We start from the raw sequence: 26,915 nt of genomic DNA on the forward strand, positions 1-26,915 counted from the left end.
GACGGCCTCCGGACGGTGAAATGCGGAGAGAGACGGACGGTACACGGTGTGCACTCGACAGGGGAGGCCGCGGGGGCGCGCGAGGGGGCTGCGGACGGGGCGCCGGGCGGCGCACCGGCGCCGGTGGGGCCGGACGCGCCCGGGCGTGTCGGCCCCGCCGGCGGTACCGGCGACGGTGGGGGCGACGGTGGGGGCGCCGCCGCCGGCGACCTCCGCGTCGTCGTCGCCGTCCTGACCTACCGGCGCCCGGACGACCTCGCCGCGCTCCTGCCCCGGCTGCGGGCCCAGGCCGCCGCGAGCCGGCCACCGGCGGAGGTCCTCGTCGTCGACAACGACCCGGCCGCCGGGGCCCGCGAGCTCGTCGAACGGGTCGCCGCCACCCCCGGGGCACCCCTGCGCCACGTCCACGAGGCGCGCCCGGGCATCGCGGCCGCGCGCAACCGCGCCCTGGCCCACGCCGACCGGCCCACGGGCCCCGGCGCCGGCCCGGCCGACCTGCTCGTCTTCCTCGACGACGACGAACGACCCGCCGACGGCTGGCTCGACGCCCTCCTGGCCGAGCACCGCCGCTCCGGGGCGGCCGGCGTCGTCGGCCCCGTCGTCTCCCGCTTCCAGACCCCCCTGGACCCGTGGATCACCGCCGGGGGCTTCTTCGAGCGCCGCCGGCTGCCCACCGGCACCCCCGTGCAGGTCGCCGCGACCAACAACCTGCTGCTGGACCTGCGCGCCCTGCGGGCGGCCGGGGTCGACCTGCCCGCCGCCTTTGACGAGCGCTTCGGCCTCAGCGGCGGCTCGGACACGCTCTTCACCCGCTCCCTGACCACGGCCGGGCTGCGGCTGCTCTGGTGCGACGAGGCGCTCGTCACCGACGTCGTCCCGGCCGCCCGCGCGAGCCGGGAGTGGGTGCTGCGCAGGGCGTTGCGCAGCGGGAACAGCTGGTCGCGCACATCCCTGGCGCTCGCGGGCGGACCGGGCGACCGGTGGCGGGCGCGGGTCCGGCTCACGGCCGCGGGGGCGCTGCGCGCCGCGGCGGGCGGGGCGGGCGCCGCCGCCGGCCGGCTCCTGGGGCGACCCCGCTGGCACGCCCGGGGGGCCCGGGCCGCCGCCCGCGGGCTGGGGATGGCCGGTGGGGCCTGGGGCTGGACCTACGCCGAGTACGCGCGCCCGGCCGCGCCCGGCGGGGCCGCGCCCGGCGGGGGTCTCAGGACCGCGCCGGGGCCGGGCACGCCGCCCACGTCGGCAGGGCCCCCGCGCTGAGCGCCTCCCGCAGACCGGGGGCGCGCCGGTCCTTCTCCGACAGGCGCAGCGTCAGCGGCGAGCCGTCCCGTCCCGCGGTGGGCCACGCGATCGCCAGGTCCGGGTCGAGGGGGTCGACGCCGTGCTCGCGGCCGGGGGAGTACCCCGTGGAGCACAGGTAGACGACCGTGGAGGCCTCGGCCAGGGCGAGGAAGGCGTGCCCCACGCCCTCGGGCAGGAACACCGTGCGACGGTCCACGTCGTCGAGCAGGACCGAGGCCCAGGAGCCGAAGGCGGGGGAGCCCACCCGCAGGTCGACGACGACGTCCAGGACGGCCCCGGCGGGGCAGGACACGTGCTTGGCCTGCCCCGGCGGCACGTCGGCGTAGTGGACGCCGCGCACGACCCCGGCCGCCGAGACCGAGCAGTTGGCCTGGGCCAGGTCCAGGTCGCGGCCCGTCGCCGCGCGCAGGTCGTCGGCGCGGAACCACTCCAGGAAGGTCCCGCGGTCGTCCTCGTGCCGGGTCGGGGTGAAGACGAAGGCGCCCGGGACGGTCAGTTCTTCCACGTGCACGGTGTGACTCCTGGTGTCGCTGGACATCGCTGAGTGAAGACCTGCACGACGGCAGATGACGCTCAGTATGCTGCGCGACGACGAAGCATCTAGATGGTCGTGACGGGGGGTAGGCGAATGCGCTGGGTGGTCACCGGGGCCGGAGGGCTGCTGGCGCCCGACGTCGTGCGGGCGGTCCGCCGCGCCGACCCCGGCGGGGACGTCCTGGCGCTGCACCGCGCCGACCTGGACGTGCAGGACGCGCGCCGGGCCCGGGAGCTGCTGACCGGCGCCGACGTCGTGGTCAACTGCGCGGCCTGGACCGCCGTCGACCTCGCCGAGTCCGACGAGAGCGCCGCGGTCGCCGTCAACGCCACCGGCGCCGGGACGCTGGCCCGGGCCGCTGCGGCGGCCGGGGCCCGGTTCGTGCACCTGTCCACCGACTACGTCTTCGACGGGCTCCACGGGTCGGCCGGACCGTCCGGGTCCCCCGGCGGGGTCGGGGCACCGGCCGCGACGCGGCGCGCCTACCGCGCCCAGGACCCGACGGCGCCGGTCTCGGCCTACGGGCGCAGCAAGCTGGCCGGGGAGCGGGCCGTGCACGCCGCCGGCGGCGACGCCCTGGTGGTCCGCACCGCGTGGCTGTACGGGGCCGGCGGGCCGTGCTTCCCGCGCACGGTCCTGCGCCTGGCCCGCGAGCGCGGCGCGCTGTCCGTCGTCGACGACCAGTGGGGCGCCCCGACGTGGACCGCGGACGTGGCCCGCGTCCTCGTCGACCTCGTCGGGGCCGGGGCCCCGGCCGGGACGTACCACGCCGGCGCGGCCGGTCGCACGACGTGGTGCGCGTTCGCGGCGGCGGTGCTGGCCGCGGCCGGGATCACCGACGTCCCCGTGCGGGCGGTGAGCACCGCGGAGTTCCCCACCGCGGCCCGCCGGCCGGAGTTCTCGGTGCTCGACAGCGACGGGTTGCGGGCCGCCGGGGTCGAACCCCCGGGGGACTGGCAGGACCGGTGGGCCCTCGCGGCGCCGGAGGTCCTGCGGGCGGCCGGCCTGACCGCGGCCACCGAGGGCCGGGGTGAGCCGGGGGCGGGGTGAGCCGGTGAGCGGGAACCCCTCAGGGCGACCGGCGGGGCCGGTCCAGCAGGCCGAGGAGGTAGTCGCCGTACCCGCTCTTGGCCAGTTCCGCCGCGCGCGCCCGCAGTTCGTCGTCGTCGATCCAGCCCTGCAGCCACGCCACCTCCTCGGGGCAGCCGATCTTCAGGCCCTGGCGCGATTCCAGCGTCCCGACGAAGTTGCTGGCCGCGAGCATCTGGTCGAACGTGCCGGTGTCCAGCCAGGCGGTTCCGCGGGGCAGCACCTCCACGTGCAGCCGGCCGCGGCGCAGGTACTCCCGGTGGACGTCGGTGACCTCCAGTTCCCCGCGGGCCGAGGGGCGCAACCCCCGGGCGATGCCGACGACGTCGGCGTCGTAGAAGTACAGCCCCGGGACGGCGTAGCTGCTGCGCGGGTGCTCGGGTTTCTCCTCCAGCCCCACGACCGTGCCGGTGTCGTCGAACTCCACCGTCCCGTAGGCGCTGGGGTCGCGGACCTGGTAGGCGAAGACGGCCGCGCCGCTCACGGAGGTGAACCGGGACAGTTGCTGACCCAGGCCCGGACCGTAGAAGACGTTGTCCCCCAGCACGAGAGCGACCTGCCCGCCGTCGATGAACTCCTCACCGATGAGGAACGCCTGGGCCAGGCCACCGGGTTCGGGCTGCTCGGCGTAGGACAGGTCCAGGCCGAACCGGGAACCGTCGCCGAGCAGGCGCCGGAACTGCGGGGCGTCCTGCGGGGTGGTGATGACCAGGACCTCGCGGATCCCGGCGAGCATGAGCGTGGTCAGCGGGTAGTAGACCATCGGCTTGTCGTAGACCGCGAGCAACTGCTTGCTCGTCCCCCGGGTGATGGGGTGCAGGCGCGTGCCCGAACCCCCGGCCAGGATGATCCCCCGCATGCGGTGATTGTGCCACTACGCTGGGTCGCATGAAGGTGCTGGTGACGGGCGGGGCGGGATTCATCGGGAGCCACTACGTGCGGTCGGTCCTGTCCGCGCCCCCCGGTGCGGGGTTCGGTCCGGCCCCGGCCGAGGTCGTCGTGCTCGACAAGTTCACCTACGCGGGGAACCCGGCGAACCTGGACCCGGTGGCCCGTGACCCGCGGCTGCGCGTCGTGCGCGGGGACGTGGCCGACGCCGCGGTCGTGGACCCGCTCGTGGCCGCCGCCGACGTCGTCGTGCACTTCGCGGCCGAGACCCACGTCGACCGGTCCATCGCCGGCGGGTCCGACTTCGTGCGCACCAACGTCACCGGGACCCAGGTCCTGCTGGAGGCCGCCGCCCGGCACGGCGTGGAGAAGTTCGTGCACGTGTCCACCGACGAGGTGTACGGGTCCATCGCCCACGGGTCGTGGACCGAGGACAGCCCGCTGGCACCGAACTCCCCGTACTCGGCCTCGAAGGCCTCGGCCGACCTGCTGGTGCGCGCCTACGGCCGCACCCACGGGGTGCCGGTCTGCACGACCCGCTGCTCGAACAACTACGGCCCCTACCAGTTCCCCGAGAAGGTGGTGCCGCTGTTCGTCACGACGCTGCTGGAGGGCGGGTCGGTCCCGCTGTACGGCGACGGGGCGAACGTGCGGGACTGGCTGCACGTCGAGGACCACTGCCGCGGCATCGACCTCGTCGTCCGCTCCGGCCGCCCCGGGGAGGTCTACAACATCGGCGGGGGCACCGAGCTGACCAACCGCGACCTCACCGAGCGCGTCCTGGACGCGCTCGGCGCCGACTGGCGCCGCGTGCGGCACGTGCCGGACCGCAAGGGGCACGACCTGCGGTACTCGGTGGACTGCCGCAAGATCCGCGAGGAGCTCGGGTACGCCCCCGTCCACGACTTCGCCTCCGGCCTGGCCGACACGGTCCGGTGGTACCGCGAGCGCGCCGACTGGTGGCGTCCGCTCCTGGCGGCCTGACCCGCCCCGGGGCCGGGGCCGCTCAGACCGGGCTGAGCGTCCCGGCCGGCGCCGGTGCGCGCCCGCGGCCGGCCCGGGCCGCCCCCCGCAGGGCGTCCTCGACCTCCTCGAGGTGGCGTTCGTAGGAGAACTCCCGGCGCGCCCAGTCCGCCGCCTCCCGGGCCAGCCGGGCCGGTGCCGCGGACGTCGCCGTCGTGCGCAGCGCCTCCACCAGCGCCTCGACGTCCCCCGGCGGCAGCAGCCGGCCGGCCGGTGAGCCCCGCAGCACCTCCGGCACGGCGCCGACGGCCGAGGCCAGCACGGGGCGGGCGGTGAGCAGCGCCTCCAGGGCGACCCGGCCGAACGCCTCGGGCAGCAGCGTCGGGAAGAGCACGACGTCGCAGGCGTGCAGCAGCGGCACCACGTCGGCCCGGCCCGGCAGCCAGGTGCACCAGCCCTCCTGCTGCCCCCGGGCGATCTCGGCCGCGACCTGCGGGTCGTCGACCTGCCCGACCAGCAGCAGGTGCCCCTCCGCGCCCAGGCCCAGCCGGCGCCACGCCTCCAGCACGACCCCGGTGCCCTTGGGCGGCCACAGCCGGCCGTAGTGCAGGGCCGTGAACGCGCCGGGCGGCAGGCCCAGGGCCGCGCGGGCCGCGCGGCGCTCGGCCTCGCCCCCGACCGGGTACTCGTGGGCGGGGACGGCGTTGCGGACCGTGCGGATCCGCTCCGGGGGCAACCCGGCCGACGCCCAGCGCCGGCGCATGAACTCCGAGGTCGCCACGAACACCGGCACGCCCCGGCCCAGGAGCCGGACGTGGCCCGACTCCGGGGCCTGGTGCAGGTGCACGACGAGGGGGCGCCGGGCCGCGGCCGCGACGGCGTGGCCCCACACGCTGTGCTCGAAGCGCTGCAACCAGACGACGTCGGGGTCCTGCCCGGCGGCCCACCGGACCGAGGGGGCCATCCGCCACAGGTCGCGCGGGGCGGTGCGGGGGTCGAAGGAGAAGTGCGCCGACCCGTGCAGGGACGCCCCGGCCGCGGTGAAGTCCGCGCGCTGGGCCCCGTCCGCGGTGTGGGCCACCGCGAAGGTGTGCCCCCGGGCGCTCAGCCCCTGCGTCCACTGCACGGTGCAGAGTTCGACGCCGCCCAGGGGGTGCAAGGCGTTGCTCTGGGTGACGATGCGCACGCCACCATCGTGCGGTCACCGGACCGGGCCGGGGGGTCACCGGCACCCGGACGGGCCAAGGCGGGGCCCCGACCGGCCGCACCCCCCCCCGCACACCCCCGGACGCCGCGGGAACCGGCTCCCCGTCACCTCCCGTGCCGTGCCCGGGGGTGCCCTTGCTCCGTCCGGGCAGACCGGGCAGCGCGTTCGGATGAACCCGGTGACGGACCGTCGAACCGGGCCCGCACGCCGACCTACGGTGCGGCGACGGGGTGAGGTCCCCGTGATCCCGCAGGAGGAGAGCACCGTGCGTCAGACCCGACCGCCGCAGACCGAGCCCCGCGCCGTCCCCCGGTGGCGCGCGGCCGGGGTGCGCGCCGTCCTGGGCGCGGTCGCCGGCCTGGCGCTGGCCGGTTCCGCGGTGCTGCCGGCCGCGGCGGACCCGGTGGACCCCGTGGACCCCGTGGACCCGGTGAGTCAGGACCGGACCGAGTGCCCCGCGGGGGCCGTCGTGACGGTCGACGCCCACCCCGACGACGACCTGTTCTTCCAGAACCCCGACGTGCTGGACTCGATCCACGCCGGTCAGTGCGTGCGGACGGTCTACGTCACGGCCGCCGACGCGGGAGAGGCCTCGAGCACCTGGTACTGGCAGTCGCGCCGGACCGGGGTGCAGGCCGCCTACGCCCACATGGCCGGGGTCGAGGACCGCTGGACGACCACCACGAGGACGTTCGCCGACCGCACCGCCGAGGTCGCCACGCTCGACGCCGCCCCGCGGATCTCCCTGGTGTTCCTGCAGCTGCCCGACGGCAACCTCGACGGTTCGGGTTTCCCCGCCCACGGCCACCAGAGCCTGCAGAAGCTGTGGCAGGGGGACCTGCCCACCCTGCAGACCGTCGACGGGACGCAGCGGTACGGCAGGGACGACCTCCTCGCCACGCTCGGCGCCCTCATCACCTCCCAGGGGGCCACGACCGTCCGGACCCTGGACTTCGCCGGGACGTACGGGGACGGCGACCACAGCGACCACCACTCCGTCGGCTACTTCACCCGCCTCGCCCAGCAGCGGTCCGCCCCCGGGGCACGCCTGGTGGGGTACCTCGGGTACCCCGGCGCCGACCTGCCGGCCAACGTCGACGGGGACCCGTTGGACCGCAAGTGGTCGGCGTACCTGCAGTACGCGCGGTGGGACTGGAAGGAGTGCTCCACCCGGGCCGACTGCGAGGCCCCCGGCCGCCCCGAGGCGGCGTGGATGCGGCGCCAGCACACCGTCACCACCCCGGAACCGACCCCGGAACCCACCCCGGAACCCACGGCACCGCCGACGCAGGTTCCGGTCGGGTCGGTGAACGTGGCGGGGGCGGCGTCGGTGCAGGCCTCCAGCCAGGACTGGTCGACGGGGCAGAGCGCGGACAAGGCCGTCGACGGTGTGGTGGACGGGTACCCGGGGGACTTCGGCCGGGAGTGGGCCACGGTCGGTGGTGGGGTCGGTTCGTGGTTGTCGTTGTCGTGGGGTTCTGCGGTGAGGGTGGACCGGGTGGTGCTGTTCGACCGGCCCAACGGTGACGACGAGGTGGTCTCGGGTCGGTTGGTGTTCTCCGACGGGTCGGTGGTGCCGGTGGGTGCGGTGTCGGCGGCGGGGACGGTGGTCTCGTTCCCGGCGGTCTCCACGGGGTCGGTGCGGTTCGAGGTGACGGGGGTGGGTCCCTCGACGCGGAACGTGGGGCTGGCCGAGATCCAGGTCTGGACCCCGTGACGGCCCGGACCGCCCCGGCGGGCCCCGCCGCCCACCGCGCACCCGCCGCCCACCGCGCACCGGCCGAGGACCTGCTGCGCCGGACCCCGGCCGGCTCGCGGGGGCGGGTCCTGCTGGCCGCCGCCCTGGCCGCCGCGGTCCTGGTCGCGGTGTGGTTCCAGGCCGTGCGGGCCGACGCCGCCGCCTACCGCGGTTCCGCGGTCGTGGTCGCCAGCGGGGTCGACGTCTCGGCCCAGGTGACGGTGTCGGCCGACGTGGCCACCACCGCCGAGTACGCCGGGGTCTGCTTCACCGACGCCGCCGGCGGGCGGGCCGACTTCCCCCTGACCCGCGGGGTCGAGCTCGGGCCGCGGGCCGTCGCCCTGACGACCACCGGGACCCTGCCGGCGGGCACCTGGTCGTTCTCGGCCTGCGTGCGCACCGGCGGGGTCTGGTCGTCCGTCGGCCGGTCCGGGACCCTCGTCGTCGCCCCCGGTTCCCCGGCGGTGACCGAGACCACGGCACCGCAGGCGCCGCCCACCGCGGACGCCGGCCCGACGGCCCCCGGCACCGTCCCCGCGGGCGCGTCGACGCCGCTGGCCGGCGCCGCCCCTGCCGCGAACCCCGCCGCCGCGAACCCCGCCGCCGCGACCCCCGCGAGAGGGACCCCGACGGCGGCCGGCGCCCCCGCGCCGGCCGACGCGCTGCCCGTCGGCGACCTGCCCGGGTGGCGTCAGGTGCTGGCCGAGGGGTTCGACACCGACGTCGCCCCGGGCCGGTTCCCCGGCCCGGCCTACGCCGACCGCTGGGCCGGGTACGACGGTTTCCCCGACTCCTCGGGGAGTTTCCAGTACCGCACGCGGCAGGTCGCCTCCGTCCACGACGGCGTGCTCGACCTGCACACGCGCACCGAGGGCGGTACGGCCCTGGGGGCCGGGGTCGTCGCCCTCGTCAACGGTGACGGCACGTGGGGCGGACGCACCCACGGCCGCTACTCCGTGCGCTTCCGGGCCGATCCCGGGGCCGGGTGGGGGGCGGCGTTCCTGCTGTGGTCCGACGCCGACGACTGGCACGACGGCGAGATCGACTTCGCCGAGGGCATGACGACCGCCACCACCGTCGACGCCCACAACCACGACCTCGCGACCCCGGCGGCCAACGCGCTGTCGGTGTTCACCCCCGCGACGTGGGACCAGTGGCACACGGCGACGGTGGAGTGGACGCCGCAGGCGGTGACGTTCTTCCTCGACGGCCGGCGCACCGGGACCTCCTCGACCGTCCCGACCGAACCCCTGCACCTGGTCCTGCAGACCATCACGGGCAAGACCGTCCCGCCGGCCGGGTCGCAGGCCCACGTCCTCATCGACTGGGTCGCGATCTGGGAAAGGGTCTGACCCGTTGCGCCGCAAGGGTCGATCGTGTCGCCCGAACGGCGCAGCGGTGCTCACGGGAGTTCTCCGGCCCGTGCGGAGGCGCGCAGGATGGACGGGCGGCCCCACCCGGGTCCCGCACGACGCAGAGGGGGACCGGCCGGTGAGCGGGACGACGAGGACCCGCCGGTCGTTCCTCCTGACCCTGGGCGGGACCGCCGCGGCCCTGCCCGTGCTGGCCGGTTCCGCCTGCTCGGCCCAGGAGGCGACGGGGGAGGCCGTGCAGTTCCACGAGGAGTTCTCCGACGACGCCGCCGAGGGGGAGTTCCGCGGCGTGTACGGCGACCGGTTCGACGTGTACCCGACCGGGTGGCGGGACACCTCCAAGCGCGGGGTGTACCGCCCCGACGAGGTCCTGTCCGTGCGCGGGGGCCGGCTGCGGTTCCGGTTGCAGCAGGTCGACGGGGAACCGGCCTCGGCCGCCGTCGTCCCGCGCCTGCCCCACTACGGCCAGCGCTACGGCCGGTACACCGTCCGGCTGCGCGCCGACCCGGTCCCGGGGTGGAAGCTCGCCTTCCTGCTGTGGCCGGACAGCGAGCGCTGGCCCGAGGACGGGGAGATCGACTTCCCCGACGCCGACCTGCAGCACACCATCGGCGCCTTCCTGCACCACGCCGACCCGGCCGGGACCGTGGAGGAGTTCGGCACGGACGCCTTCCTCGACGACTGGCACACCGCCGTCGTGGAGTGGAGCCCGGGGCTGGTCCGCTTCCTGCTCGACGGAACCGTCGTCGGGTCCTCCACGACGGGGGTCCCGGACACGTCCATGCACTTCGTGCTGCAGACCGAGACCGGCAGCACCGCCGGGGAACCCGGGGGGCTGCCGACGGCCGAGGCCCTCGTGGAGGTCGAGCTCGTGCGGATCGAGAGCCACCCGTGGACCTGATCCGCGTGTCCCACCCGCAGCCCCACCCGCAGCCCCACCCGCAGCACCGACCGGAGGTCGCCCCGTGAGCGCCGCCACGCCCGCCCGCCTGGCCGGACCCCCCGGTGCAGAACCCCCCGGTGCAGAACCCGCCGGTGCAGAACCCGCCGGCGGTCCGGCCGGGGAGGACCGGCAGGACGAGGCCCAGCGGCAGGCGAGCGGTTCGACGTTGTTCGGGCGGGGTCTGCTCTACGTCGTCGTCGCCGGGGCCCAGCTCGTCTCCAGCGCGTTCGCCTCGCCGGTCCTGGCGCACGTCCTGGGCGACCCCGCCGCCCTGGGCACCCTCGCGCTGGCCGTCTCGCTGCACCAGCTGCTGATGGCCGTCGTCCTGCTGGGGCTGGACCACGCTCTCGTCCTGCGGTTCGCCCAGGACGGGCACGACCGGGCCGCCCGGTCCCTGGCCGGCGCCGCGCTGCTCGTGGCGACGGCCGCCACCAGCCTCGTCTGGGTCACGGCCGGCTGGTGGGGGCCGGTGCTGGGGTTCACCGACCGCCCCGTGCTCCTCCTGACCGTCCTGTGGACGGTGCCGACGGCCGGGGTGTTCGTCGCCCTGGGCCTGCTGCTGGCCGCGGACCGGTTGCGCCCCTACGCCCTGGTGACGCTGCTGTCGGCGGTGGGCGGGCAGGTGCTCGGCGTCGTGCTCGTCCTGGCCCACGTCCAGGCCGCCGGTCCGAGCGGGGTCACCCGCTACGTCAGCGGCCTGCTCGTCGCCGACGCGGTGGGTGCCGTCGTGGGCCTGTGCCTGACCCGCCCGCGCTGGCGCGGGGCGCTGTCCTGGCCGGCCCTGGCCCCCGCGGTGGCGTTCGGCGTCCCGCTGGTCCTGAACTCGCTGTCCGGTTTCGTGCTCAACGCCGGCGACCGCATCGTGCTGCAACGGCTGACCGGTCCCGCCGAGGTCGGTCGCTACCAGATCGCGTACACCGTGGGCTACGTCGCGACCCAGGTCATCGGGCTCACGAGCTCGACCTGGACCCCCCGGTTCGCCGCCGTCGCCGACCGCGTCCGGCGCGCCGAGCTCATCGGCGCCACCCGCGACACCATCTACCGGCTGCTGTCCCCGGTCGTGCTCGGGATCGTCCTGGGTGCGCCCGTCGTCCTGCGCGTCATCGCCCCGGCGACCTTCGAACCGGCCGGGCTGCTGGCCGTCGTCTACGTCGTCGTCCTCAGCGCCTACGCCGGGGCCGCGGGCAGCGCGAGCGGACGGATGCTCGTCATCGAGCGCCGCACCCGGTTGCTGGCCGTCGTCTCGGTGGCCGTCGCGGCTCTGAACATCGGCCTGAACCTGGTCCTGGTGCCGTTCTGGGGCATCCTCGGCGCGGCCGTGGCGACGCTGCTGGCCTTCTGCGTCCAGAGCACCGCCCAGCGCTGGTGCGCCCGCGGTCTGGGGGCGTTCCCGCGGGCGGCCCGCCGGGTGCACGCCGAGATCGTCCTGGTGAGCGCGGTGGCGGGCGCGACGGTGCTGCTGCCGCAGGACCCGGTGACCAACGGCGTCCGGTTCGCGCTCGCGCTGGCGTGCCTGCCGTGGTGCTTCGTGCTGCTGCGCCGGGTGCGCCGGGCGGTCTGAGGGCCCCGTCCAGGGGCCGGGGTCCCGCCCCGGGCGGTCCGTCCCGGACGGGTGCACCCGGCCGGGTCGTCGGGCCCCCGGGGCCCCCCGGACGGCCCACCCCCGACCGGACGGGGTGCGGGTGCGGCCGCTGCGTTCCGTGACGATCGAGGAGAGCCCGCTTCCGCCTGGAACCGGGACGACGAGGTGAGGGGGAGGCGTGGACGGACGTCTGCGGGCGGGGACGGCAGCGGCGGTGGCGGCGTTGCCCGCCCTCCCGGCGCTGGTGCTGCGCCGGTCCCGGCAGGGCCGGCGCCCGGACGGTGCGGCCTCGGGAGCGGCCTCGGGAGCGGCGAGGGCCCGGACCCGCCGGCCGGCCGGTCCGGACGCGGGGGCCGCCCCCGGCGCCGAGCGTCCCGACGTGCGGTCCCTGCGCGTCCTGCACGCGCTGCGGGTCCCGCTGGTGGCCTCGCTCGTGCTGGCCGTCCTCGTCCCCGCGCTCGCGGCGCTGCCCGGGCACCTGCCCGGGCAGGCGGTGGGCGCCGTCCTGTTCGCCACGCTCGTCCCGGGCCTGCCGCTGGCGCTGGCGCTGCGGCTGCCGAACGTGCTGGTCACGGCCGCGCTCGGCGTCGCCCTGAGCTTCTCCTGGGCCCTGCTGCAGGGCGTGACGGCGCTGACGACGGGGTTCTGGCACCCCGTCGGCTCCGCCTGGTCCGGCAGCGCGGTGGCGGTGGCGGCGACGGTGCTCGTGCTGCACCGCAGTCGGCCCGCCCGCACCCGCCTGCGCGCCCTGGGGTGGCCGGTCCGCCCGGCGACCCCCTGGCGGCAGCGGGTGGGGGGGCTGCGCGCGGTGTCGGTGGTCCTGCTGCTGGGCGCCGCCGCCCTGTGGTGGTGGGGGACGCGGGTCCTGCCGCTGGGCCGGGTCTCCGCCCTCGGCGTGCTGCCCCTCCTGGGCTGGCAGGTGGTGCTCGCCGTCGTCGTCCTGGCCGTGGTCGCCGTCCTGGCGCTGCGCCGGCACCGGCCCGACCACCTCGTGCTCACCGGGGTGACGGTCCTGCTCGCCCTCGTCGGCTACACCACGGTGGCCGCCGCCGACGGGTTCGGCAGCGTCCCGACGGCGTGGGTCCACGTCGGGTTCATCGAGCACGTCTCCACCCACGGCGCCGTCCCGGCCGGGGTCGACGCCCGGTTCAGCTGGCCCGCGTTCTGGGGGGCCGGGGCCCAGCTCGTCGCGCTCGCCGGCGTCCCCGACGCCCGCTCCTTCCTCGCCCTAGCGCCCTTGTTCTCGGCGCTGGTGAACCTGCCCGCGCTGCTCGTCCTCGGGCGCCTCGTCACGGGGTCGCCGCGCTGGGCGTGGGCCGCCGTCCTCGCCGGGATGGTCACGAACTGGTACCAGCAGGACTACTTCTCCCCGCAGGCCACGGCCCTCACCTGCTACCTGGCGGTCCTCGCGACGTGCCTGTGGCTGTCCGGGGTGCCCGGGTCCTCCGAACCCTCCGGGACGGCGGGTGCGGCCCCGTCGTGGCGGGACCGCGTCGCCGTCGCGCTGCGCCGCACCCCGGCCGACCCGACCGGGGTGAGCCCGGCGGCCTCGCGGGCCCTGCTGGTCGCGCTGGTCGTCGTCGTCGCCGCGATCGTCGCGGCCCACCAGCTGACCCCGCTGACGCTGCTGCTGACGCTCGTCGTGTTCACCGTGACCGGCCGGGCGCGGTTCCGGGCGCTGTGGCTCCTGGCCGCCGTCCTGTTCGCCGGGTGGTTCAGCTACGGCGCCACCGACTTCTGGCACGGGCACCTGGCGATGGTCCTCGGCGACGTCGGCCAGGTCGGTTCCTCCCTGGGGGCCGGGGTGGCCGAGCGGCTCACCGGCGACCCCACGTACCAGCGCGCCCAGTACGTGCGGATGGCGTGGTCCGGGCTGCTCCTGCTGCTCGCCCTCGCGGGGCTGTCCCGCCGGCGCCACCGGCCCGGGAGCCTGCTGCTCGCGGGCCTGGCCCTGGGACCGTTCGGGCTGCTGGCCGTGCAGAGCTACGGCGGGGAGGTCGTCATCCGCTGCTTCCTGTTCGCCTCCCCGGTCCTGGCCCCGCTGGCGGTCCTGGCCCTGCGCGACCTGAGCGCGCCCGCCGCGGTGCGACCGCGCGGGTGGGGCCGGCACCGGCGCCGCGGGCCGTCCCCGGCCGGGAGCACCGCCACCGCCACCGCCGTCGCCGTCGTGCCCGCCGTCGCGCTGGCCGTCGTCGCCGGTCTGCTGCTGGTCGGGACCCGCGGCCTGAACACGTCCTTCGAGCGGACCGCCCCCGGGTTGGTCGCGGCCTCGGAGCGGTACTTCGCCCTCGCCGGCCCGGACGACGCGGTGGCCACCACCCTGGAGGGTTCCGGCCTGGCGCCGCGCTACCCCGTCGCCTCGGCGAACGAACGGTTCCTCGACGTCGACGCCTGCCTGTCCGACGGGTTCGCGTCCTGCTTCGACGACGACCCGCCGGAGTTCGTCCTGCTCAGCTCCGAGCAGGAGGCCTTCGGGGAACTGCAGCAGGGCCGCCCGGCGGGCTGGTTGTGGCGGTTCGGCGACCGCCTGACCGCCACCGGGTACCACGTCGCCGGTCGCTGGGACGACGCCCTCCTGCTGCAGCGCACCCCCTGATCCGCACCCCCTGATCCGCACCCCTGACCCGCACGACCCCACCCGCCACGGACCGCCCGTCGCGGCCGTCCCACCCCGACGTCTCCCCGACCCCCGCTGGAGGACCCGGTGCACCACCTCGTCGACCCCCTGCTCGACGGATCGCTCGCCGCGCTGTTCCCGCCCGACCTCGCCCGGGCCCTGGGTTCCTGGCTGGGGCTCGTGCTCCTGGTCGCCGCCGGGCTCGGGGCGCTGGCCCTGGACCTGACGTCCCGGCCGGTCCCCGCCACCACGGGGGGCACCCCCGCCCCCGGGCCGACCACCGGCCCGCGGCGCGCGCTGTTGGCGCTGACCGTGGTGTGCGCCGCGGGGGCCGCCCTGGCGACCCTGGTGCGTTTCGCGCTGGTGCTGTCGTGACGGGCACCGCCGAGGGGGTCCGGGACCCGAAGCTGGCCTACCTCGTCTCCTCCTACCGTTCCGGCGACCAGCTCGACCGGCTGCTCACCACCTTGCGCCGCAACGACCCCGACGCCGAGATCGTGCTGCTGCACAACGGGTTCGAGAACCCGCTGGACCCCGCCGTCGTGACCGCCGTGGGCGGGCACCTGCACCTGGTGACCGCCCCGGTCGTCTGGGGGGACGCCAGCCTGGAGCACGAGCGGCACCGCGTCCTGCGGTGGGTGCTGGCCGAACTGGACGTCGACTGGGTCCTGACCCTGTCCGAGCAGGACTACCCCGTCGCACCGGCCGCCGCGCTGCGGGCCCGGTTGCGGGACACCGCGGCCGACGCGGTCGTCGACGCCCAGCCGGTCGCGCAGACCCGCGACCCCCTCACCGCGAGGGACGTGCGGCGCCGCTACGGGTTCCGCTACGCCACGCTGCCCTCCTGGCCCGGGGGCCGGCGTTCCCCGCGCCCCGTGCGGCGCGCGGCCGAACTCCTGGCGCTGGCCGTGGAACGGTCCCAGCCGTTCGTCCGGCTCTACCTCATGCCCACCGGGACGGGCCTGCCGCCGAAGGTGGGCCGGCGCGCCTCGCCGCCGGTGGCCGGGGTCGAGGTCTGGTGGGGGTCGGCGTGGTTCGCCCTCTCGCGCCGGGCCCTGCAGGTGTTCCTGGACCGGTTGCAGACCCCCGAGGGCCAGGCCCTCCTGGGGTTCTTCGACCGCACGGTCATCCCCACCGAGGCGTTCGTCCACACGCTCCTGGCGGCCGAACCCGGCCTCGTCGTGGAACGGGCCGCGCTGCACGAGATCCGGTTCAGCGACCCGGCCTCGGGCCGCCCCGACGAGTTCGGTCGGGGCGACCTGGAGCACCTGCTGGGGTGCGGCCGGTTCCTGGCGCGCAAGTTCGCCCCCGGGGACCCCGTGCTCGACGACCTCGACCTCGCCACCGCACCCGCCCGCTGAGGCCGGCCACCCCGCCGCCCACCTCCCTCCCGGGACGGTGGGCGGCGGGCCCGGGGCCTGCGGGCCCGCGGAGCCGTCAGGCCCGGCCCGCGCGGGCCCGCAGGTACAGCGCGGGACCGGCGAGCATGCCCGTCAGTTCCCGGCGCAGGAGACCCGCGGCCGGGGCCAGGACCGGGGAGGTGGAGGTGGAGCCCGCCCGGGGCGAGCGGTCCCGGCGCCGGACCCCGGCGACGGTGCCGGCGAGCCGGGCCAGCCCGGCCGGGACCACCCGCAGCACCCCCGGCCGCGTGCGGGGGTCGAGCAGCAGCTTGGTGTAGAACGCCGTCAGCCCGGTCCCGTAGCCGTACATCTGCTGCGCGAGGTCGGCCGGTGTGCTGCGGTGGTGGTGCCAGACCACGGCCGACGGTTCGACGGCCACGGCGCCGCCGTGCACGACCGTCTGGACGAAGGCGTCCAGGTCCTCACCCCCGCGGGTCGGCGTGCCGGCCCCGAGGAGGGCGTCGAAACCTCCGCGCCGCAGCAGGTCGGCGCGCCGGAAGGCCACGTTGGCACCCGTGCCGAACAGGCCGGCCGCGTACGGGTACATCGCCCCGCCCGCGGCACCGGTCGCGAGGTCGTAGACGCGCGGTTCCCGCAACGTCGACCAGGACACGCGCGCGTCGAAGTAGGCCTCGACCTCGGTGTCGAGCGCGGCCGCGACGGCCAGTCCGGTGACGCACGCGACGTCGGGGCGGCGGGAGAAACCCCGGACCAGGCCGTGCACCCACCACGGGTCGACGCGCACGTCGTCGTCGGTGTACGCCACCACGTCACCGGTGGCCAGTTCCAGCCCGCGGTTCCGGGCGTGCGACAACCCCGGGACCTCCTGGCGGGCGTACACCACCCGCGGGTCGCGGGCGGCGGCGGCGCTGACGACGGCGCGGGTGGCCTCGTCGGAGGGGGCGTTGTCGACGACGAGGAGTTCCAGGTCGGGGTAGGTGAGCCGGCCCAGGTGCTCCAGGCAGCGGGCGAGCACCTGCGGGCGGTCGCGCGTGCAGACGACGACGCTGACCCGCACGTCGGTGGGGACGTCGGCGAGCGCGTCCGTCGCGGGGGCACCGGCCCGGCGGGCGCGGACGCGGTCGCGCGCGCCCGCGGGCAGGCCGGCCAGGAGGGCGGCGTCGTCCGGGCCCGGGTGCGCGGGGGCCGTGACGTACCCCAGGGGGTTGCCGTCGAGGCGGACCAGCACGCGCACCGACCGCGCACCGGCGGGGGCGGGGGGCAGGGGAGGACGACCGGGGGCGAGGTCGACCTCGGCGCACCACACGGGCAGGGCGGGCGCCTCAGCCACGGCCGGCTCCCGTCGTCGTGCGGGGGGACCGGCGGGAGGTGAGCCCGTAGGCGTACCCCGCCGCGGTGGTGGTGAACCCGGCCACGACGGCCGCGGCCTGGCGCACCCCGGCGCTGCCGTGGCCCGTCGCGGTGGACCGCAGCCCGGCCACGACGGCCCGGGGCAGCACCCGCGCGGCGTAGGAACGTTCCGAGGACAGGGCGTCCTGGGGGCCCACCGCGGCGGCGACGACCGCCTTGGAGAAACCCTCCCAGAAGCAGCGGCGCAGGAAGTACCCCACGGTGGCCCGGTCGCGACGCACCCGGTGGTGCACGACCGCACCCGTGGTGTGCACGATCCGGGCCCTGCCGGCGCGGCGCCGGCGCACGCGGATGGACAGCTCGGTCTCCTCGCAGCCCACCGGGTGCCGTCCGACCCGGCCGATCCCCGCCGTGAAACCCCCGGCGGCCAGCAGGTCCGCGCGGCGGAAACCCATGCTGGCGCCGATGGGGTTGCGCAGCGGGGCGCCGTCACCGGGCAGGCCCTCGTAGCTGCACCCGACGACCCACAGGAACGTCTCGGGGAACCACGCGGGCCGGCCCGGTGCGTCCCAGGCCGGGACGGCGGCCCCGCCGGTCCCGACGACGTCGGCGTCGGCGAAGGCGGCCACGCCCGCGGCCACCCAGTCCGCGTCCGGGCGGGCGTCGTCGTCCAGGAACAGCACGACGTCACCGGTCGCGGCGGCCGCCCCGCTGTTCCGGGCACCGGACAGGCCGCGCTCGAAGACGTTCTCCAGCACGGTGGTCCCCGGTCCCAGGGCGGTCCGGGCCCGCTCGAGCAGGTCCGGGGCGTGGTCGACGACGAGCAGCACCTCCTGGACCGGGCGGGTCTGCCGGTGCACGGCGGCGAGCCCGGCGACGAGGTCGTCCCACCGCTCCAGCGTGTAGGCGCAGACGACGACGCTCACCGTCGGCGCGAGGTTCGCCCCGGTGCGGGGGAGGGGACTGGCCAGGACGTCGCTCACGAGATCTCCTGCGGGACGGGACGGACGGTGGTGCGGGTGCGCCAGTAGGCCAGCGGGCCCCAGGGCATGCCGCGCAGTTCCAGCAGGACGAGCCGCCGGGGGTCGCCCGCCACGGCGGGGGTGGACGGGATGGTGGACGGGGTGGTGGGCGAGGGGGTGGGGCGAGCGCCCGCCCGGGCCAGGGCCCAGCGCACCTTCGCCACGGCGGCCCCGGGCACCAGGGCCGCGAGCGCCCCCAGGTGCCGCCGGTCCCGGCACACCAGGGCGGTCAGCATCGCGGTGAACCCGACCCCGTTGCCGTGCAGCTGCCGTTCCAGGCCGGCCCGGTCGCGCCGGTGGCTGTGGTGGACGACGGCGGCCGGTTCGTAGCCCAGTCGGCCACCGCGCCAGAGCACCTCCACGAGGGCGGCGAGGTCCTCCCCGCCGCGGGTCGCGGTGCCGGTGCCCAGGCGGACGTCGAAACCCCGCGGCAGGGCGGTCCGCCGGAAGGCCATGTTCGCCCCGGCCCCGTAGGCCCCCACCCCGTAGACGGGGAACTCCCGGACGGTCGAACCGGTGGCGTCCAGTTCCCGCACCCGGCCGGGCCGGCCGGGGACCGGGGCCACCTGGGCGGGGGTCAGGCGGCGCTGGCCGCCGAACCCCCCGTAGTGCGCCTCGTAGTCGCGCTGGGCGGGCGTCTCGAGCTCGGCCGGGACGACCAGGCCCGTGACGACGTCCTCCTCGGGGTGGGTGGCGAACCGGGTCCCCAGGGCCAGCAGCCAGCCGGGGTCGACGCGCACGTCGTCGTCGGTGAACGCGACCACCTCGCCGCGGGCCGCGGCGAGCCCGGCGTTGCGGGCCTGGGAGATCCCCGGCCGTTCCGCGGGCACCCGGCGGACCCGCGGGTGGCGCGCCAGCAGCGCCGGCAGCGGGTCGTCGGCCGGTACGACCGGGCGGTTGTCCACGAGCAGGAGTTCGACCCGTCCCGGACCGCCGGGGTAGCGCAGCGCCTCCAGGCCGGTGAGGCAGCGGTCGAGGTCGTCCACCCGCTGCACGACCGTCGGGACGACCACCGAGACCGTCGGCAGCGCCGGGACGGCCGGGGACGGGGAGGGGTCGCCCGGGGCGTCCCGGTGGTCCGTCGGCAGTTCCCGCGCCACCTCCTCGACGTCGAGGGGCAGGGGCAGTTCCAGGACCGCCGCCGGCCGGCCCCGGGACCAGACCAGGACCCAGGCGGCGGTGCAGCGGCCGGGGTCGGGACGTTCGGACAGGGCCCGTTCCACGGCCGCGCCGACCGCGGCGGCGGCGGCTCGCGTCCCGGTCGTGGCGAGTTCCGCGTCCAGGTCCACGGAGGTGACGAGGACGGCGGTCCCGGCGTCGGTCACGGTGGGTTCCTCTCCTGCTGCGTGCGCGTCCCGGCCGCGCTCGCGGGGGACGGTTCCTCACTCACGGTAGGGCTGCCGGAGTTCGGTGCGGGGGTTCGGGAACCGGAACGGGTGAACGCGTTGGGCCGTTGGGGGTGCCGGCCGGGTGCGCAGTGCCCAGCGCCACAACGGGTCCCGGAACCGTCCGGGCGGTTCCAGGGGTTTCTCCGGGCCGGTGACCGTCTCGCACCGGGGTACACGACAGTCACTCACCGTGGCGACGAGGCGTTCGGGGTGCGCCGGACGGGTGCCCGGGTGGGCCGGTCGTGTCAGTTCCGCACCCGCCCCGTGGCGGTCCTCCTACGATCGGGGTGTTGAACAGCGGACCCGCCCACGGGACCGCACACGAGGGCACGTGAGGATCCGCCGGGCGTCTTTGGTCGCCGTGGCCCGGCGGGGAGCGAGAGGCGAAACCGGGCCCCTGATTCTCAGGGAGCATCATGTCGAACGCATTCCCCACCACCACCACCTCCACCACCACTGCCGCACCGACGGTCAGCGTGGTGATCCCCACCTACAACGAGGCCGCGAACCTCCCGCACGTCTTCGCGCTGCTGCCCGACGTGCACGAGGTCGTCCTCGTCGACGGCCGCAGCGTCGACGGCACCGTCGAGACGGCCCGCGCGCTGCGCCCGGACGTCAAGGTCGTCCTGCAGAACCGCCGCGGCAAGGGCAACGCCATGGCCTGCGGTTTCGCCGCCGCGACCGGTGACGTCATCGTCATGCTCGACGCGGACGGCTCGGCCGACCCGCGCGAGATCCCCGCCTTCGTCCAGGCCCTCGTCGAGGGGGCCCACTTCGCCAAGGGCACGCGGTTCGCCGCCGGCGGCGGCAGCAGCGACATCACCCGGCTGCGCCGCGCGGGCAACGCCGGGCTCAACCTGGCCGCGAACGTCCTGTTCGGCACCCGCTACTCCGACCTGTGCTACGGGTACAACGCCTTCTGGCGCGACTGCCTGCCGGCCCTGGACCTCGACGCCTCCGGCGCGGCGGTCGACGCCAAGCACTGGGGTGACGGTTTCGAGATCGAGACGATCATCAACACCCGCATCGCCAAGGCCGGGCTCACGATCACCGAGGTGCCCAGCTACGAGTTCGAGCGCATCCACGGCGAGAGCAACCTCAACACCTTCCGCGACGGGTTCCGCGTGCTGTACGCGCTGCTGACCGAGCGGCTGCGCCCGGCGGCCCCCGTCCAGGTCCCCGCGCGCCGGCCCCGCGCGGCGGCCCCGGTCGTCGCCACCCCCGCGGCCCCCGCACCCGCTGCTGTGGCCACCGCGCCCGTCCTGGTGCTCCCGGACGTGGCCACCGACGCCCCCGCGGTCGCCGGCTGAACCGCCGCACCCGGCCCGGCGCCCGTTCCGGCGCCGGGCCCGGCGGGGCGCTCGTGGGAGGATCGGGTCCCCGTCCGCCCCGTCGCGAGGAGCCGCCCGTGCGTCTCGGCCCGTCCGGCCCCCGGCTGCCCTGGTCCACCGCCGCCGGCGTCCGCCGCGCCAGGGACCGGCGGCTGCTGGGTCTGCGCGGGCTGCCGGTCACGGCGGGCTGGCGGGTCGAGGGCAACCTCGTCGAGGTCTCGACCCGCTTCCCCGTGCCCAACGTGCTGCTCGCCGAGCACGCGCACGCCGAGCTCGCCCTCACCGGCCCCTTCGCCGGGCGCACGGCCTACGTCGCCTCCGTGCTGGCCCGGCCCGCCGACACCGGTCGCCGGGGCGTGCGCCGCGCCCGCGACGAGGTGTTCCTGCTGACCTCCGTGGAGGCCGTGGGGGCTGCGACGGAGTTCGTCGTCGGGTTCTCCGGGGCCGGTGCGCCCGTGCCGTTCCGGGGGAGTCCCGACCAGCTCGCCGTGCTCGAGGCGGCGCTGCGGGCCGCCGGTCCGGACCCCGCCGTGCGCCCGCAGGACTTCCTCGCCGTCGGGGACACCTCCGTCAGCCTCGTCGGGCCCTGGCCCGAGGACCGGCGCGCCGGCGCCGACCGCGTCGTCCCGGCGCGGCTGAGGCTCCTGGCCGGACTGGCCGACGCCCTCGGGCGCGGCGGCCTCTAGGACTCCCGCACCCCGGGTGCGGGCCGCGGCGCAGCGACCGGCGTCCCGGGAGTGGGCGCCCGCCCGCCGGGCTGCGCTGCGCGAACCGGGCGCCGACCCGTCCTGGGCATGCAGGACGGGTCGGCGCCCGCTGTCGTGCGGGCACCTCCCGCCCGCCCGCCACGTGGCGGGACCGGCTGTCCCGCAAACCTTCTCCGGCTCCCCGAACGGGTGTGCGCACCCGTGCTCCGAACGGTGGACCCGGGGGCCGAACGGCCGCGCGAGCGCCGGGGCAGCGTCTTCACTGGTGGGGTGAACCCCCAGCGGACCCGTACCGCCCTGGCCGGCGCCGCCGCGAGCGCCGCCTGGTTGTCCTTCGCCGGCGACGGCCCGCCCGCGCGGGTGGCCGTCGGCGCGGTCCTGGCGCTGCTGCCGGCCGTGACCGTCGCCGGCCACCTGCGGGCCGCGGGCCACCGCCCCCGAGTGGCGGGCGCGCTCGCGGCCGCGGCCTCGACCGTCACCGTCCTGACGGTGGCCGACCTCGCCCCGCGGCTGGGGACCGGAGGGGGCCCCGCGCTCGTCGCCGTCGTCCTCGCGGTGTGGACCGCGGCGCTGCTGCGCCGCCCGGCCGCCCGCGCGCCCCGCTCCGCACCCCCCGTGCTGCCCGTCCCCGTCCCGGCCCCCGTGCCCACGCTCCCCGGACCGGCCGCGGCGGGCGAGGTCGCCCCGGTGGCCGGTCCGGGCGCCGTCGCGCAGCCGGAGCCCCACCTGCCGCACGCCGGCTGAGGCCGGCGCGGGCGCGGGAACCCCCCGGCGCGTCGCACGCCTCCCGGTCGTCCGTGCCGGAATCCTCACCTACGGTGTCGATCGTCCGACCGGACAGCTCAGGCATGCACACCCAGCGAAGGAGCTCCTGGTGTCGCCTCTCGCCGCACCCGCCGTCCTGGACCGGCAGCGCACCGTCGCCCCGCCCGGTTTCAACCGGTGGCTCGTCCCACCCGCCGCGCTCGCGGTCCACCTGTGCATCGGTCAGGTGTACGCGACGAGCGTCTACAAGAACGCCCTCGTCAGCCACTTCGGCGCCAGCCAGACGCAGATCGGGCTCGTGTTCTCGATCGCCATCGTCATGCTCGGCCTGTCGGCCGCGGTCTGCGGCACCTGGGTCGACCGCAGCGGCCCCCGCAAGGCGATGGTCGCCTCCGCCACCTGCTGGGTGAGCGGGTTCCTCGTCGGGGCACTCGGCATCGCCACCGGGCAGTTGTGGCTGCTGTACCTCGGCTACGGGGTCATCGGCGGCATCGGGCTGGGCATCGGCTACATCTCGCCCGTCTCCACCCTCATCAAGTGGTTCCCCGACCGCCCCGGGCTCGCCACCGGCATGGCCATCATGGGGTTCGGCGGTGGGGCCCTGGTCGCCAGCCCGCTGTCGACCCGGCTGCTGTCGCTGTACGACCCCGGCTACGACTCCACCGTCACCGGCAGCGTCCCCTCGGGGTCGGCCGTGGCCCTGCTGTTCGTCACCTTCGCCGTCGTGTACGGGCTGTTCATGAGCTACGGCGCCGCGACGATCCGGGTCCCCGCGCAGGGCTGGGCACCCGACGGTTTCGACCCGGCCTCGGTGCGCAGCCGGTCCCTCGTGACGACCGCCAGCGTCTCGGCCCGCAACGCCGTCCGCACCCCGCAGTTCTGGCTGTTGTGGGTCGTCCTGTTCTGCAACGTGACCGCCGGGATCGGCATCCTGGAACAGGCCTCCCCGATGATCCAGGACTTCTTCCGCTCCGGCGGTGGCGCCTCGGCCGTCTCGGTCGCGGCTGCGGGGGGTTTCGTGGGCCTGCTGTCGATGGCGAACATGGCCGGCCGGTTCGTGTGGTCCTCCACCTCCGACGTCATCGGCCGCAAACCGATGTACACGGCCTACCTCGGCGTGGGGCTCGTGGCCTACTTCCTGCTGGCCACGTTCGGCCAGACGAGCACGGCGCTGTTCGTCCTGTTCGCCGTCGTCATCTTGTCCTTCTACGGCGGTGGGTTCGCGACCGCCCCGGCCTACCTGCGCGACCTGTTCGGCACGTTCCAGGTCGGCGCCATCCACGGCCGGCTGCTCACGGCGTGGTCGGCGGCCGGGATCGCCGGGCCGCTCATCGTCAACCGGTTCCTCGACGCCCAGGGTGACCCGGGCAGCCTCACCGCGGCCGCCTACCGGCCCGCGCTGCTGACGATGGTCGCCGTGCTGGCGGTGGGGTTCGTGGCCAACCTGCTCGTGCGGCCCGTGGCCGACCGGTTCCACGAACCGGCCGCCGACGGCCCTGCGGCCGAGAGGGGGACCCGGTGAACGCGCGGGGCAAGGTCGTGGCCGGCTGGGCGCTGGTGGGGATCCCGCTGCTGTACGGGGTCGTCGAGACGCTCGTGCGCGCCTCCCGGTTGTTCAGCGGCTGACCGGGCGGCTGATCGGCGCGAAACCGGCCCCCGTCGCCGCGCAGAGGTCGGCGGGGGCCAGTTCCACCTGCAACCCCCGCCGGCCCGCGCTGACCAGGACCGTCGCGAAACCCTCCGCCGAGGTGTCCACGTACGTCGGCAGGGCGGTGCGCTGACCCAGCGGGCTGATGCCGCCGACCACGTACCCGCTGCTGCGCTGGGCCCGCGCCGGGTCGGCCATGACCGCCTTCTTGCCGCCGGCGGCCACCGCCAGGGCCTTCAGGTCCAGCAGTCCGGCCACCGGCACGACCGCACAGACGAGGTGGCCGTCCACGTCGGCCAGCAGCGTCTTGAAGACGCGGTGCCCGTCGACGTCGAGGCCGCCCGCCCGCAGCGCCCGGACGGCGTCGTCACCGAACCCGGGCCCGTCCCCGGCGTGCACCGCGGTGTAGGGCCGGGGCGTGTGGGCCACGCCCCGCTCGGTGAGCAGCTTCAGCGCCGGGGTCCCGGCGTCGGCGCGCTTGGCCACCTGCGTCCCCTCAGTTGGAGTTCACGGGCCACACGGGCAGCTCCGTGGCCGGCACCGCGCCGAAGGTGCTGATGAGGGCGGTCTCGCGGCGCAGCACCTCCAGCTCGGCCTGCAACCGGGTGACGGTGTCCGGCGCCTCCAGCAACCGCTGGCGCTGGTCCAGGTCCAGGACGGCCGCGGCCGCCACGAGGTAGGACAGGACGCGCGGGTCCTCCGGCGCCTCGGCCCCCCCGATGTCCAGCACCTCGCGGTACTCGTCGAAGGTGCGGCTCACGGCGTCGGCCAGGACGGTCAGGCGGCCGTCGCTGTCGTCGTCCTCCACGTCGTCGTCGCCGAACGGCTCGACCAGACCGGTGAGGTAGGGCGTGCCGGCGTCCTCGTCGATGCCCACGAGCCGGAACCGGCTGGCACCGACCGTCACGAGCTCGTAGCGCCCGTCCTCGGTCTCACCGACCTCCCGGACCAGCGCCACGCAGCCGACGGTGTGCAGGGCCTGCAGGTTGCCCGTGCCGACCTCGTGCCCGGCCCGGATGGCCACCACGCCGAAGCCGCGCACCTCCCCGTCCTCCTCGTCCTCACCCGTCTCCGGCCCGGCCCGGTCCGGCAGGTCACCCACCAGGTCCTGCACGAGCGCGCGGTACCGGGGTTCGAAGACGTTCAGCGGGAGCACCAGTCCGGGGAACAGGACACTGCCCAGCGGGAACAGCGGGAGGCGTTGCGGCACGCGGGCCACCCTAGGACCTCCGGCTCGTAGACTCCTGCCCCGTGAGCACCCCCGCCCCGCTCCTGCGCCGCACCGACCTGCGCGGGCAGGTCCTCGACGCGATGGCGCTGCGCGCGGTGGTCCCGCGCGCCGACGTCGACGTCGCGGCCGCCCTGTCCGCCGTCGCCCCGATCTGCGAGGACGTCCGCGCCCGCGGCGTGCCGGCCCTGCTGGAGCTGACCGAGCGCTTCGACGGGGTCCGCACCGAGGACGTGCGCGTGCCCGCCCGCGCCCTGGCCGACGCGCTGGAGGCGCTGGACCCCGACGTGCGCGCCGGGCTGGAGGAGTCGATCCGGCGGGCCCGGCTCGTGGCCGCCGACCAGCTCCGCACCACCACGGCCACGCAGGTCGTCCCCGGCGGCCGCGTCGCCCAGCGCTGGGTGCCCGTCGGGCGGGTCGGGCTGTACGTGCCCGGCGGCCGGGCCGTCTACCCCTCCAGCGTCGTCATGAACGTCGTGCCCGCCCAGGTCGCCGGCGTCGGCTCGATCGCCGTGACCACCCCGGCGCAGAAGGAGTTCGGCGGCTCGGGCCACCCCACGGTCCTGGCCGCGTGCGCCCTGCTGGGCGTGCAGGAGGTCTACGCCGTCGGCGGGGCCCAGGCCATCGCGATGTTCGCCTACGGGGCCCGTGACGCCGAGGGCACCGTCGTCGTCGAACCGGTCGACGTCGTCACCGGGCCGGGCAACATCTACGTCGCCTCGGCCAAGCGCTACGTCCAGGGCACCGTCGGCATCGACTCCGAGGCCGGCCCGACCGAGATCGCCGTCCTGGCCGACGCCACCGCCGACCCCGTCCACGTCGCCGCCGACCTCGTCAGCCAGGCCGAGCACGACCCGATGGCCGCCGCGGTCCTCGTCACCGACTCACCCCGGCTCGCCGACGCCGTCGAGGCGGTCCTCGGCGAACGGGTCGCGGCCACCAAGCACGCCGGCCGCATCGAGCAGGCCCTGCGCGGCCGGCAGTCCGCGATCGTCCTCGTCGACGACGTCGAGGCCGGGCTCGCGGTGGTCGACGCCTACGGCGCCGAGCACCTGGAGGTCCAGACCGCCGACGCCGCCGCCGTCGCCGCCCGCGTGCGCACCGCCGGCGCGATCTTCGTCGGCCCGCACACCCCGGTCTCGCTGGGGGACTACTGCGCCGGGTCCAACCACGTCCTGCCCACCGGCGGCACGGCCGCCCACTCCGGCGGTCTGGGCGTGCAGACCTTCCTGCGCGGCATCCAGGTCGTCGAGTACGACGAGCACGCCCTGCGCGAGGTCGCCCCGCACGTCGTCGCGCTCGCCCAGGCCGAGGACCTGCCCGCTCACGGCGAGGCCGTCACCGCCCGCTTCGCCGCCGAGGGGAGCGCGCCGTGAACGAGGAGACCCCTGACGTGCCCGAGTTCGACTTCGACGCCGAGTTCGCCAAGGCGTTCGGCCCGAAGACGCCGGTCCGCTCGGTCATCGTCGCCGGGATCACCCAGCCCCGGGCGCTCGCCGCCCTGCTGCCGGCCCACGGCGTGCAGGCCCACGTCGTCCCGGTCAAGGGGCTCGGCGCCGCCCTGGTCGTGCACGACCCGGGCACGGGGGAGCAGGACGTGCAGACGCTGTCCGCCGCCGTCCCCCAGGCCGAGTTCGTCCTGCTCACCGTCGGCGAGGAGTCCATCGAGGGGCAGAGCTGGACCGGCGGCACCCGCGGGGAGGACCCCAAACCGGGACTGCTGCTGTCCGTGTGGCCCGACCTCGTCCAGCACCTCGTCCTGGGCAAGGCCGACCCCGCCGAGCACGCCGTCAGCGCCGAGGAGCCCCGCAAGGGCGCGTTCTGGAAGCGTCTGCGCGGCCGCGACGACGACCCCTCCCCGCGCCCCCGTCTGAGGTGACG

Annotated in this window: 25 protein-coding genes; 17 read left to right on the forward strand and 8 right to left on the reverse strand. The window is 76.5% G+C overall.

Annotated features, from left to right (window positions below):
• The first annotated feature begins 48 nt into the window (after window positions 1-48).
• Window positions 49-1,257, forward strand: a complete 1,209-nt coding sequence (locus tag AB2L27_RS04930; RefSeq protein WP_370440354.1) for a glycosyltransferase family 2 protein — start codon at window positions 49-51, stop codon at window positions 1,255-1,257.
• Here the strand turns inward: AB2L27_RS04930 and AB2L27_RS04935 are convergent.
• Window positions 1,202-1,810, reverse strand: a complete 609-nt coding sequence (locus AB2L27_RS04935; protein ID WP_370440355.1) for a dTDP-4-dehydrorhamnose 3,5-epimerase family protein — start codon at window positions 1,808-1,810, stop codon at window positions 1,202-1,204. The genes AB2L27_RS04930 and AB2L27_RS04935 overlap by 56 nt on opposite strands.
• A gap of 117 nt (window positions 1,811-1,927) precedes the next feature.
• Here AB2L27_RS04935 and rfbD point away from each other — a divergent pair, with 117 nt between their 5' ends.
• Window positions 1,928-2,884 carry a dTDP-4-dehydrorhamnose reductase gene (rfbD, locus tag AB2L27_RS04940; protein ID WP_370440356.1) on the forward strand — a complete coding sequence of 319 codons (957 nt, stop codon included), beginning with the start codon at window positions 1,928-1,930 and terminating at the stop codon, window positions 2,882-2,884.
• A gap of 19 nt (window positions 2,885-2,903) precedes the next feature.
• Here the strand turns inward: rfbD and rfbA are convergent, their stop codons facing one another.
• Window positions 2,904-3,782 carry a glucose-1-phosphate thymidylyltransferase RfbA gene (rfbA, locus tag AB2L27_RS04945; RefSeq protein ID WP_370440357.1) on the reverse strand — a complete coding sequence of 293 codons (879 nt, stop codon included), beginning with the start codon at window positions 3,780-3,782 and terminating at the stop codon, window positions 2,904-2,906.
• Between the two features lie 29 nt (window positions 3,783-3,811).
• Here rfbA and rfbB point away from each other — a divergent pair, with 29 nt between their 5' ends.
• On the forward strand, window positions 3,812-4,795 hold the full coding sequence (gene rfbB, locus AB2L27_RS04950; RefSeq protein WP_370440358.1) for a dTDP-glucose 4,6-dehydratase: 984 nt from the start codon (window positions 3,812-3,814) through the stop codon (window positions 4,793-4,795).
• Between the two features lie 22 nt (window positions 4,796-4,817).
• Here the strand turns inward: rfbB and AB2L27_RS04955 are convergent, their stop codons facing one another.
• Entirely contained in the window at window positions 4,818-5,960 is a 1,143-nt protein-coding gene (locus tag AB2L27_RS04955) for a glycosyltransferase family 4 protein (RefSeq protein WP_370440359.1), read from the reverse strand.
• Window positions 5,961-6,246: 286 nt separating this feature from the next.
• Between AB2L27_RS04955 and AB2L27_RS04960 the strand changes: the two genes are divergently transcribed.
• From AB2L27_RS04960 to AB2L27_RS04990, 7 genes are all read left to right on the forward strand, one after another.
• Window positions 6,247-7,698, forward strand: a complete 1,452-nt coding sequence (locus tag AB2L27_RS04960) for a DUF7402 domain-containing protein (RefSeq protein WP_370440360.1) — start codon at window positions 6,247-6,249, stop codon at window positions 7,696-7,698.
• Window positions 7,695-9,071, forward strand: a complete 1,377-nt coding sequence (locus AB2L27_RS04965) for a glycoside hydrolase family 16 protein (RefSeq protein ID WP_370440361.1) — start codon at window positions 7,695-7,697, stop codon at window positions 9,069-9,071. The genes AB2L27_RS04960 and AB2L27_RS04965 overlap by 4 nt, the downstream gene beginning before the upstream one ends.
• A gap of 139 nt (window positions 9,072-9,210) precedes the next feature.
• Window positions 9,211-9,993 carry a glycoside hydrolase family 16 protein gene (locus AB2L27_RS04970; RefSeq protein WP_370440362.1) on the forward strand — a complete coding sequence of 261 codons (783 nt, stop codon included), beginning with the start codon at window positions 9,211-9,213 and terminating at the stop codon, window positions 9,991-9,993.
• Window positions 9,994-10,057: 64 nt separating this feature from the next.
• Window positions 10,058-11,596, forward strand: a complete 1,539-nt coding sequence (locus tag AB2L27_RS04975) for an oligosaccharide flippase family protein (RefSeq protein ID WP_370440363.1) — start codon at window positions 10,058-10,060, stop codon at window positions 11,594-11,596.
• A 199-nt stretch (window positions 11,597-11,795) separates the two neighbouring features.
• Window positions 11,796-14,213: a serine/threonine protein kinase gene (locus AB2L27_RS04980; RefSeq protein ID WP_370440364.1), complete on the forward strand. Its 2,418-nt coding sequence runs from the start codon at window positions 11,796-11,798 to the stop codon at window positions 14,211-14,213.
• 108 nt (window positions 14,214-14,321) lie between these two features.
• On the forward strand, window positions 14,322-14,609 hold the full coding sequence (locus AB2L27_RS04985; protein ID WP_370440365.1) for a hypothetical protein: 288 nt from the start codon (window positions 14,322-14,324) through the stop codon (window positions 14,607-14,609).
• Window positions 14,606-15,595, forward strand: coding sequence for a core-2/I-branching beta-1,6-N-acetylglucosaminyltransferase family protein (locus AB2L27_RS04990; RefSeq protein ID WP_370440366.1), 990 nt, complete (start codon window positions 14,606-14,608; stop codon window positions 15,593-15,595). The genes AB2L27_RS04985 and AB2L27_RS04990 overlap by 4 nt, the downstream gene beginning before the upstream one ends.
• Window positions 15,596-15,671: 76 nt before the next feature.
• On the opposite strand, the gene AB2L27_RS04995 is transcribed toward AB2L27_RS04990, so the two are convergent.
• The 3 genes from AB2L27_RS04995 to AB2L27_RS05005 are packed head-to-tail and all read right to left on the reverse strand — an operon-like array spanning window position 15,672 to window position 19,292.
• Window positions 15,672-16,925 (reverse strand): glycosyltransferase family 2 protein, encoded by a 1,254-nt coding sequence (locus AB2L27_RS04995; protein WP_370440367.1) that lies wholly within the window; start codon window positions 16,923-16,925, stop codon window positions 15,672-15,674.
• Window positions 16,918-17,928, reverse strand: a complete 1,011-nt coding sequence (locus AB2L27_RS05000; protein WP_370440368.1) for a glycosyltransferase family 2 protein — start codon at window positions 17,926-17,928, stop codon at window positions 16,918-16,920. The genes AB2L27_RS04995 and AB2L27_RS05000 overlap by 8 nt, the downstream gene beginning before the upstream one ends.
• Window positions 17,925-19,292: a glycosyltransferase gene (locus AB2L27_RS05005; protein WP_370440369.1), complete on the reverse strand. Its 1,368-nt coding sequence runs from the start codon at window positions 19,290-19,292 to the stop codon at window positions 17,925-17,927. Before AB2L27_RS05005 ends, AB2L27_RS05000 begins: the two co-directional genes overlap by 4 nt.
• Before the next feature lie 479 nt (window positions 19,293-19,771).
• On the opposite strand from AB2L27_RS05005, the gene AB2L27_RS05010 reads away from it, so the two are divergent.
• The 5 genes from AB2L27_RS05010 (at window position 19,772) to AB2L27_RS20160 (ending at window position 23,784) form a co-directional block, all read left to right on the forward strand.
• Window positions 19,772-20,665: a glycosyltransferase family 2 protein gene (locus tag AB2L27_RS05010; RefSeq protein WP_370440370.1), complete on the forward strand. Its 894-nt coding sequence runs from the start codon at window positions 19,772-19,774 to the stop codon at window positions 20,663-20,665.
• Between the two features lie 98 nt (window positions 20,666-20,763).
• Window positions 20,764-21,372, forward strand: coding sequence for a hypothetical protein (locus tag AB2L27_RS05015; protein WP_370440371.1), 609 nt, complete (start codon window positions 20,764-20,766; stop codon window positions 21,370-21,372).
• Window positions 21,373-21,663: 291 nt separating this feature from the next.
• Window positions 21,664-22,137 (forward strand): hypothetical protein, encoded by a 474-nt coding sequence (locus AB2L27_RS05020; protein WP_370440372.1) that lies wholly within the window; start codon window positions 21,664-21,666, stop codon window positions 22,135-22,137.
• Between the two features lie 130 nt (window positions 22,138-22,267).
• The gene (locus AB2L27_RS05025) at window positions 22,268-23,680 is read left to right on the forward strand and encodes an OFA family MFS transporter (RefSeq protein WP_370440373.1); all 1,413 of its coding nucleotides are present in this window, start codon (window positions 22,268-22,270) and stop codon (window positions 23,678-23,680) included.
• Entirely contained in the window at window positions 23,677-23,784 is a 108-nt protein-coding gene (locus AB2L27_RS20160) for an MFS transporter small subunit (protein WP_416211195.1), read from the forward strand. The genes AB2L27_RS05025 and AB2L27_RS20160 overlap by 4 nt, the downstream gene beginning before the upstream one ends.
• On the opposite strand, the gene AB2L27_RS05030 is transcribed toward AB2L27_RS20160, so the two are convergent.
• Together AB2L27_RS05030 and AB2L27_RS05035 are read right to left on the reverse strand one after the other, a co-directional pair.
• The gene (locus AB2L27_RS05030; protein WP_370440374.1) at window positions 23,774-24,292 is read right to left on the reverse strand and encodes an aminoacyl-tRNA deacylase; all 519 of its coding nucleotides are present in this window, start codon (window positions 24,290-24,292) and stop codon (window positions 23,774-23,776) included. The genes AB2L27_RS20160 and AB2L27_RS05030 overlap by 11 nt on opposite strands.
• Before the next feature lie 10 nt (window positions 24,293-24,302).
• Complete coding sequence (locus AB2L27_RS05035) at window positions 24,303-25,025, reverse strand: LON peptidase substrate-binding domain-containing protein (RefSeq protein WP_370440375.1); 723 nt, start codon at window positions 25,023-25,025, stop codon at window positions 24,303-24,305.
• A gap of 92 nt (window positions 25,026-25,117) precedes the next feature.
• Here AB2L27_RS05035 and hisD point away from each other — a divergent pair, with 92 nt between their 5' ends.
• Both hisD and AB2L27_RS05045 read left to right on the forward strand, forming a co-directional pair.
• Window positions 25,118-26,410: a histidinol dehydrogenase gene (hisD, locus tag AB2L27_RS05040; RefSeq protein ID WP_370440415.1), complete on the forward strand. Its 1,293-nt coding sequence runs from the start codon at window positions 25,118-25,120 to the stop codon at window positions 26,408-26,410.
• Window positions 26,407-26,913: a hypothetical protein gene (locus tag AB2L27_RS05045; protein ID WP_370440376.1), complete on the forward strand. Its 507-nt coding sequence runs from the start codon at window positions 26,407-26,409 to the stop codon at window positions 26,911-26,913. The genes hisD and AB2L27_RS05045 overlap by 4 nt, the downstream gene beginning before the upstream one ends.
• The last annotated feature ends 2 nt before the right edge of the window (window positions 26,914-26,915 follow it).

It is taken from the genome of Kineococcus halophytocola, assembly GCF_041276425.1.
GTDB classification, from domain to species: domain Bacteria; phylum Actinomycetota; class Actinomycetes; order Actinomycetales; family Kineococcaceae; genus Kineococcus; species Kineococcus halophytocola.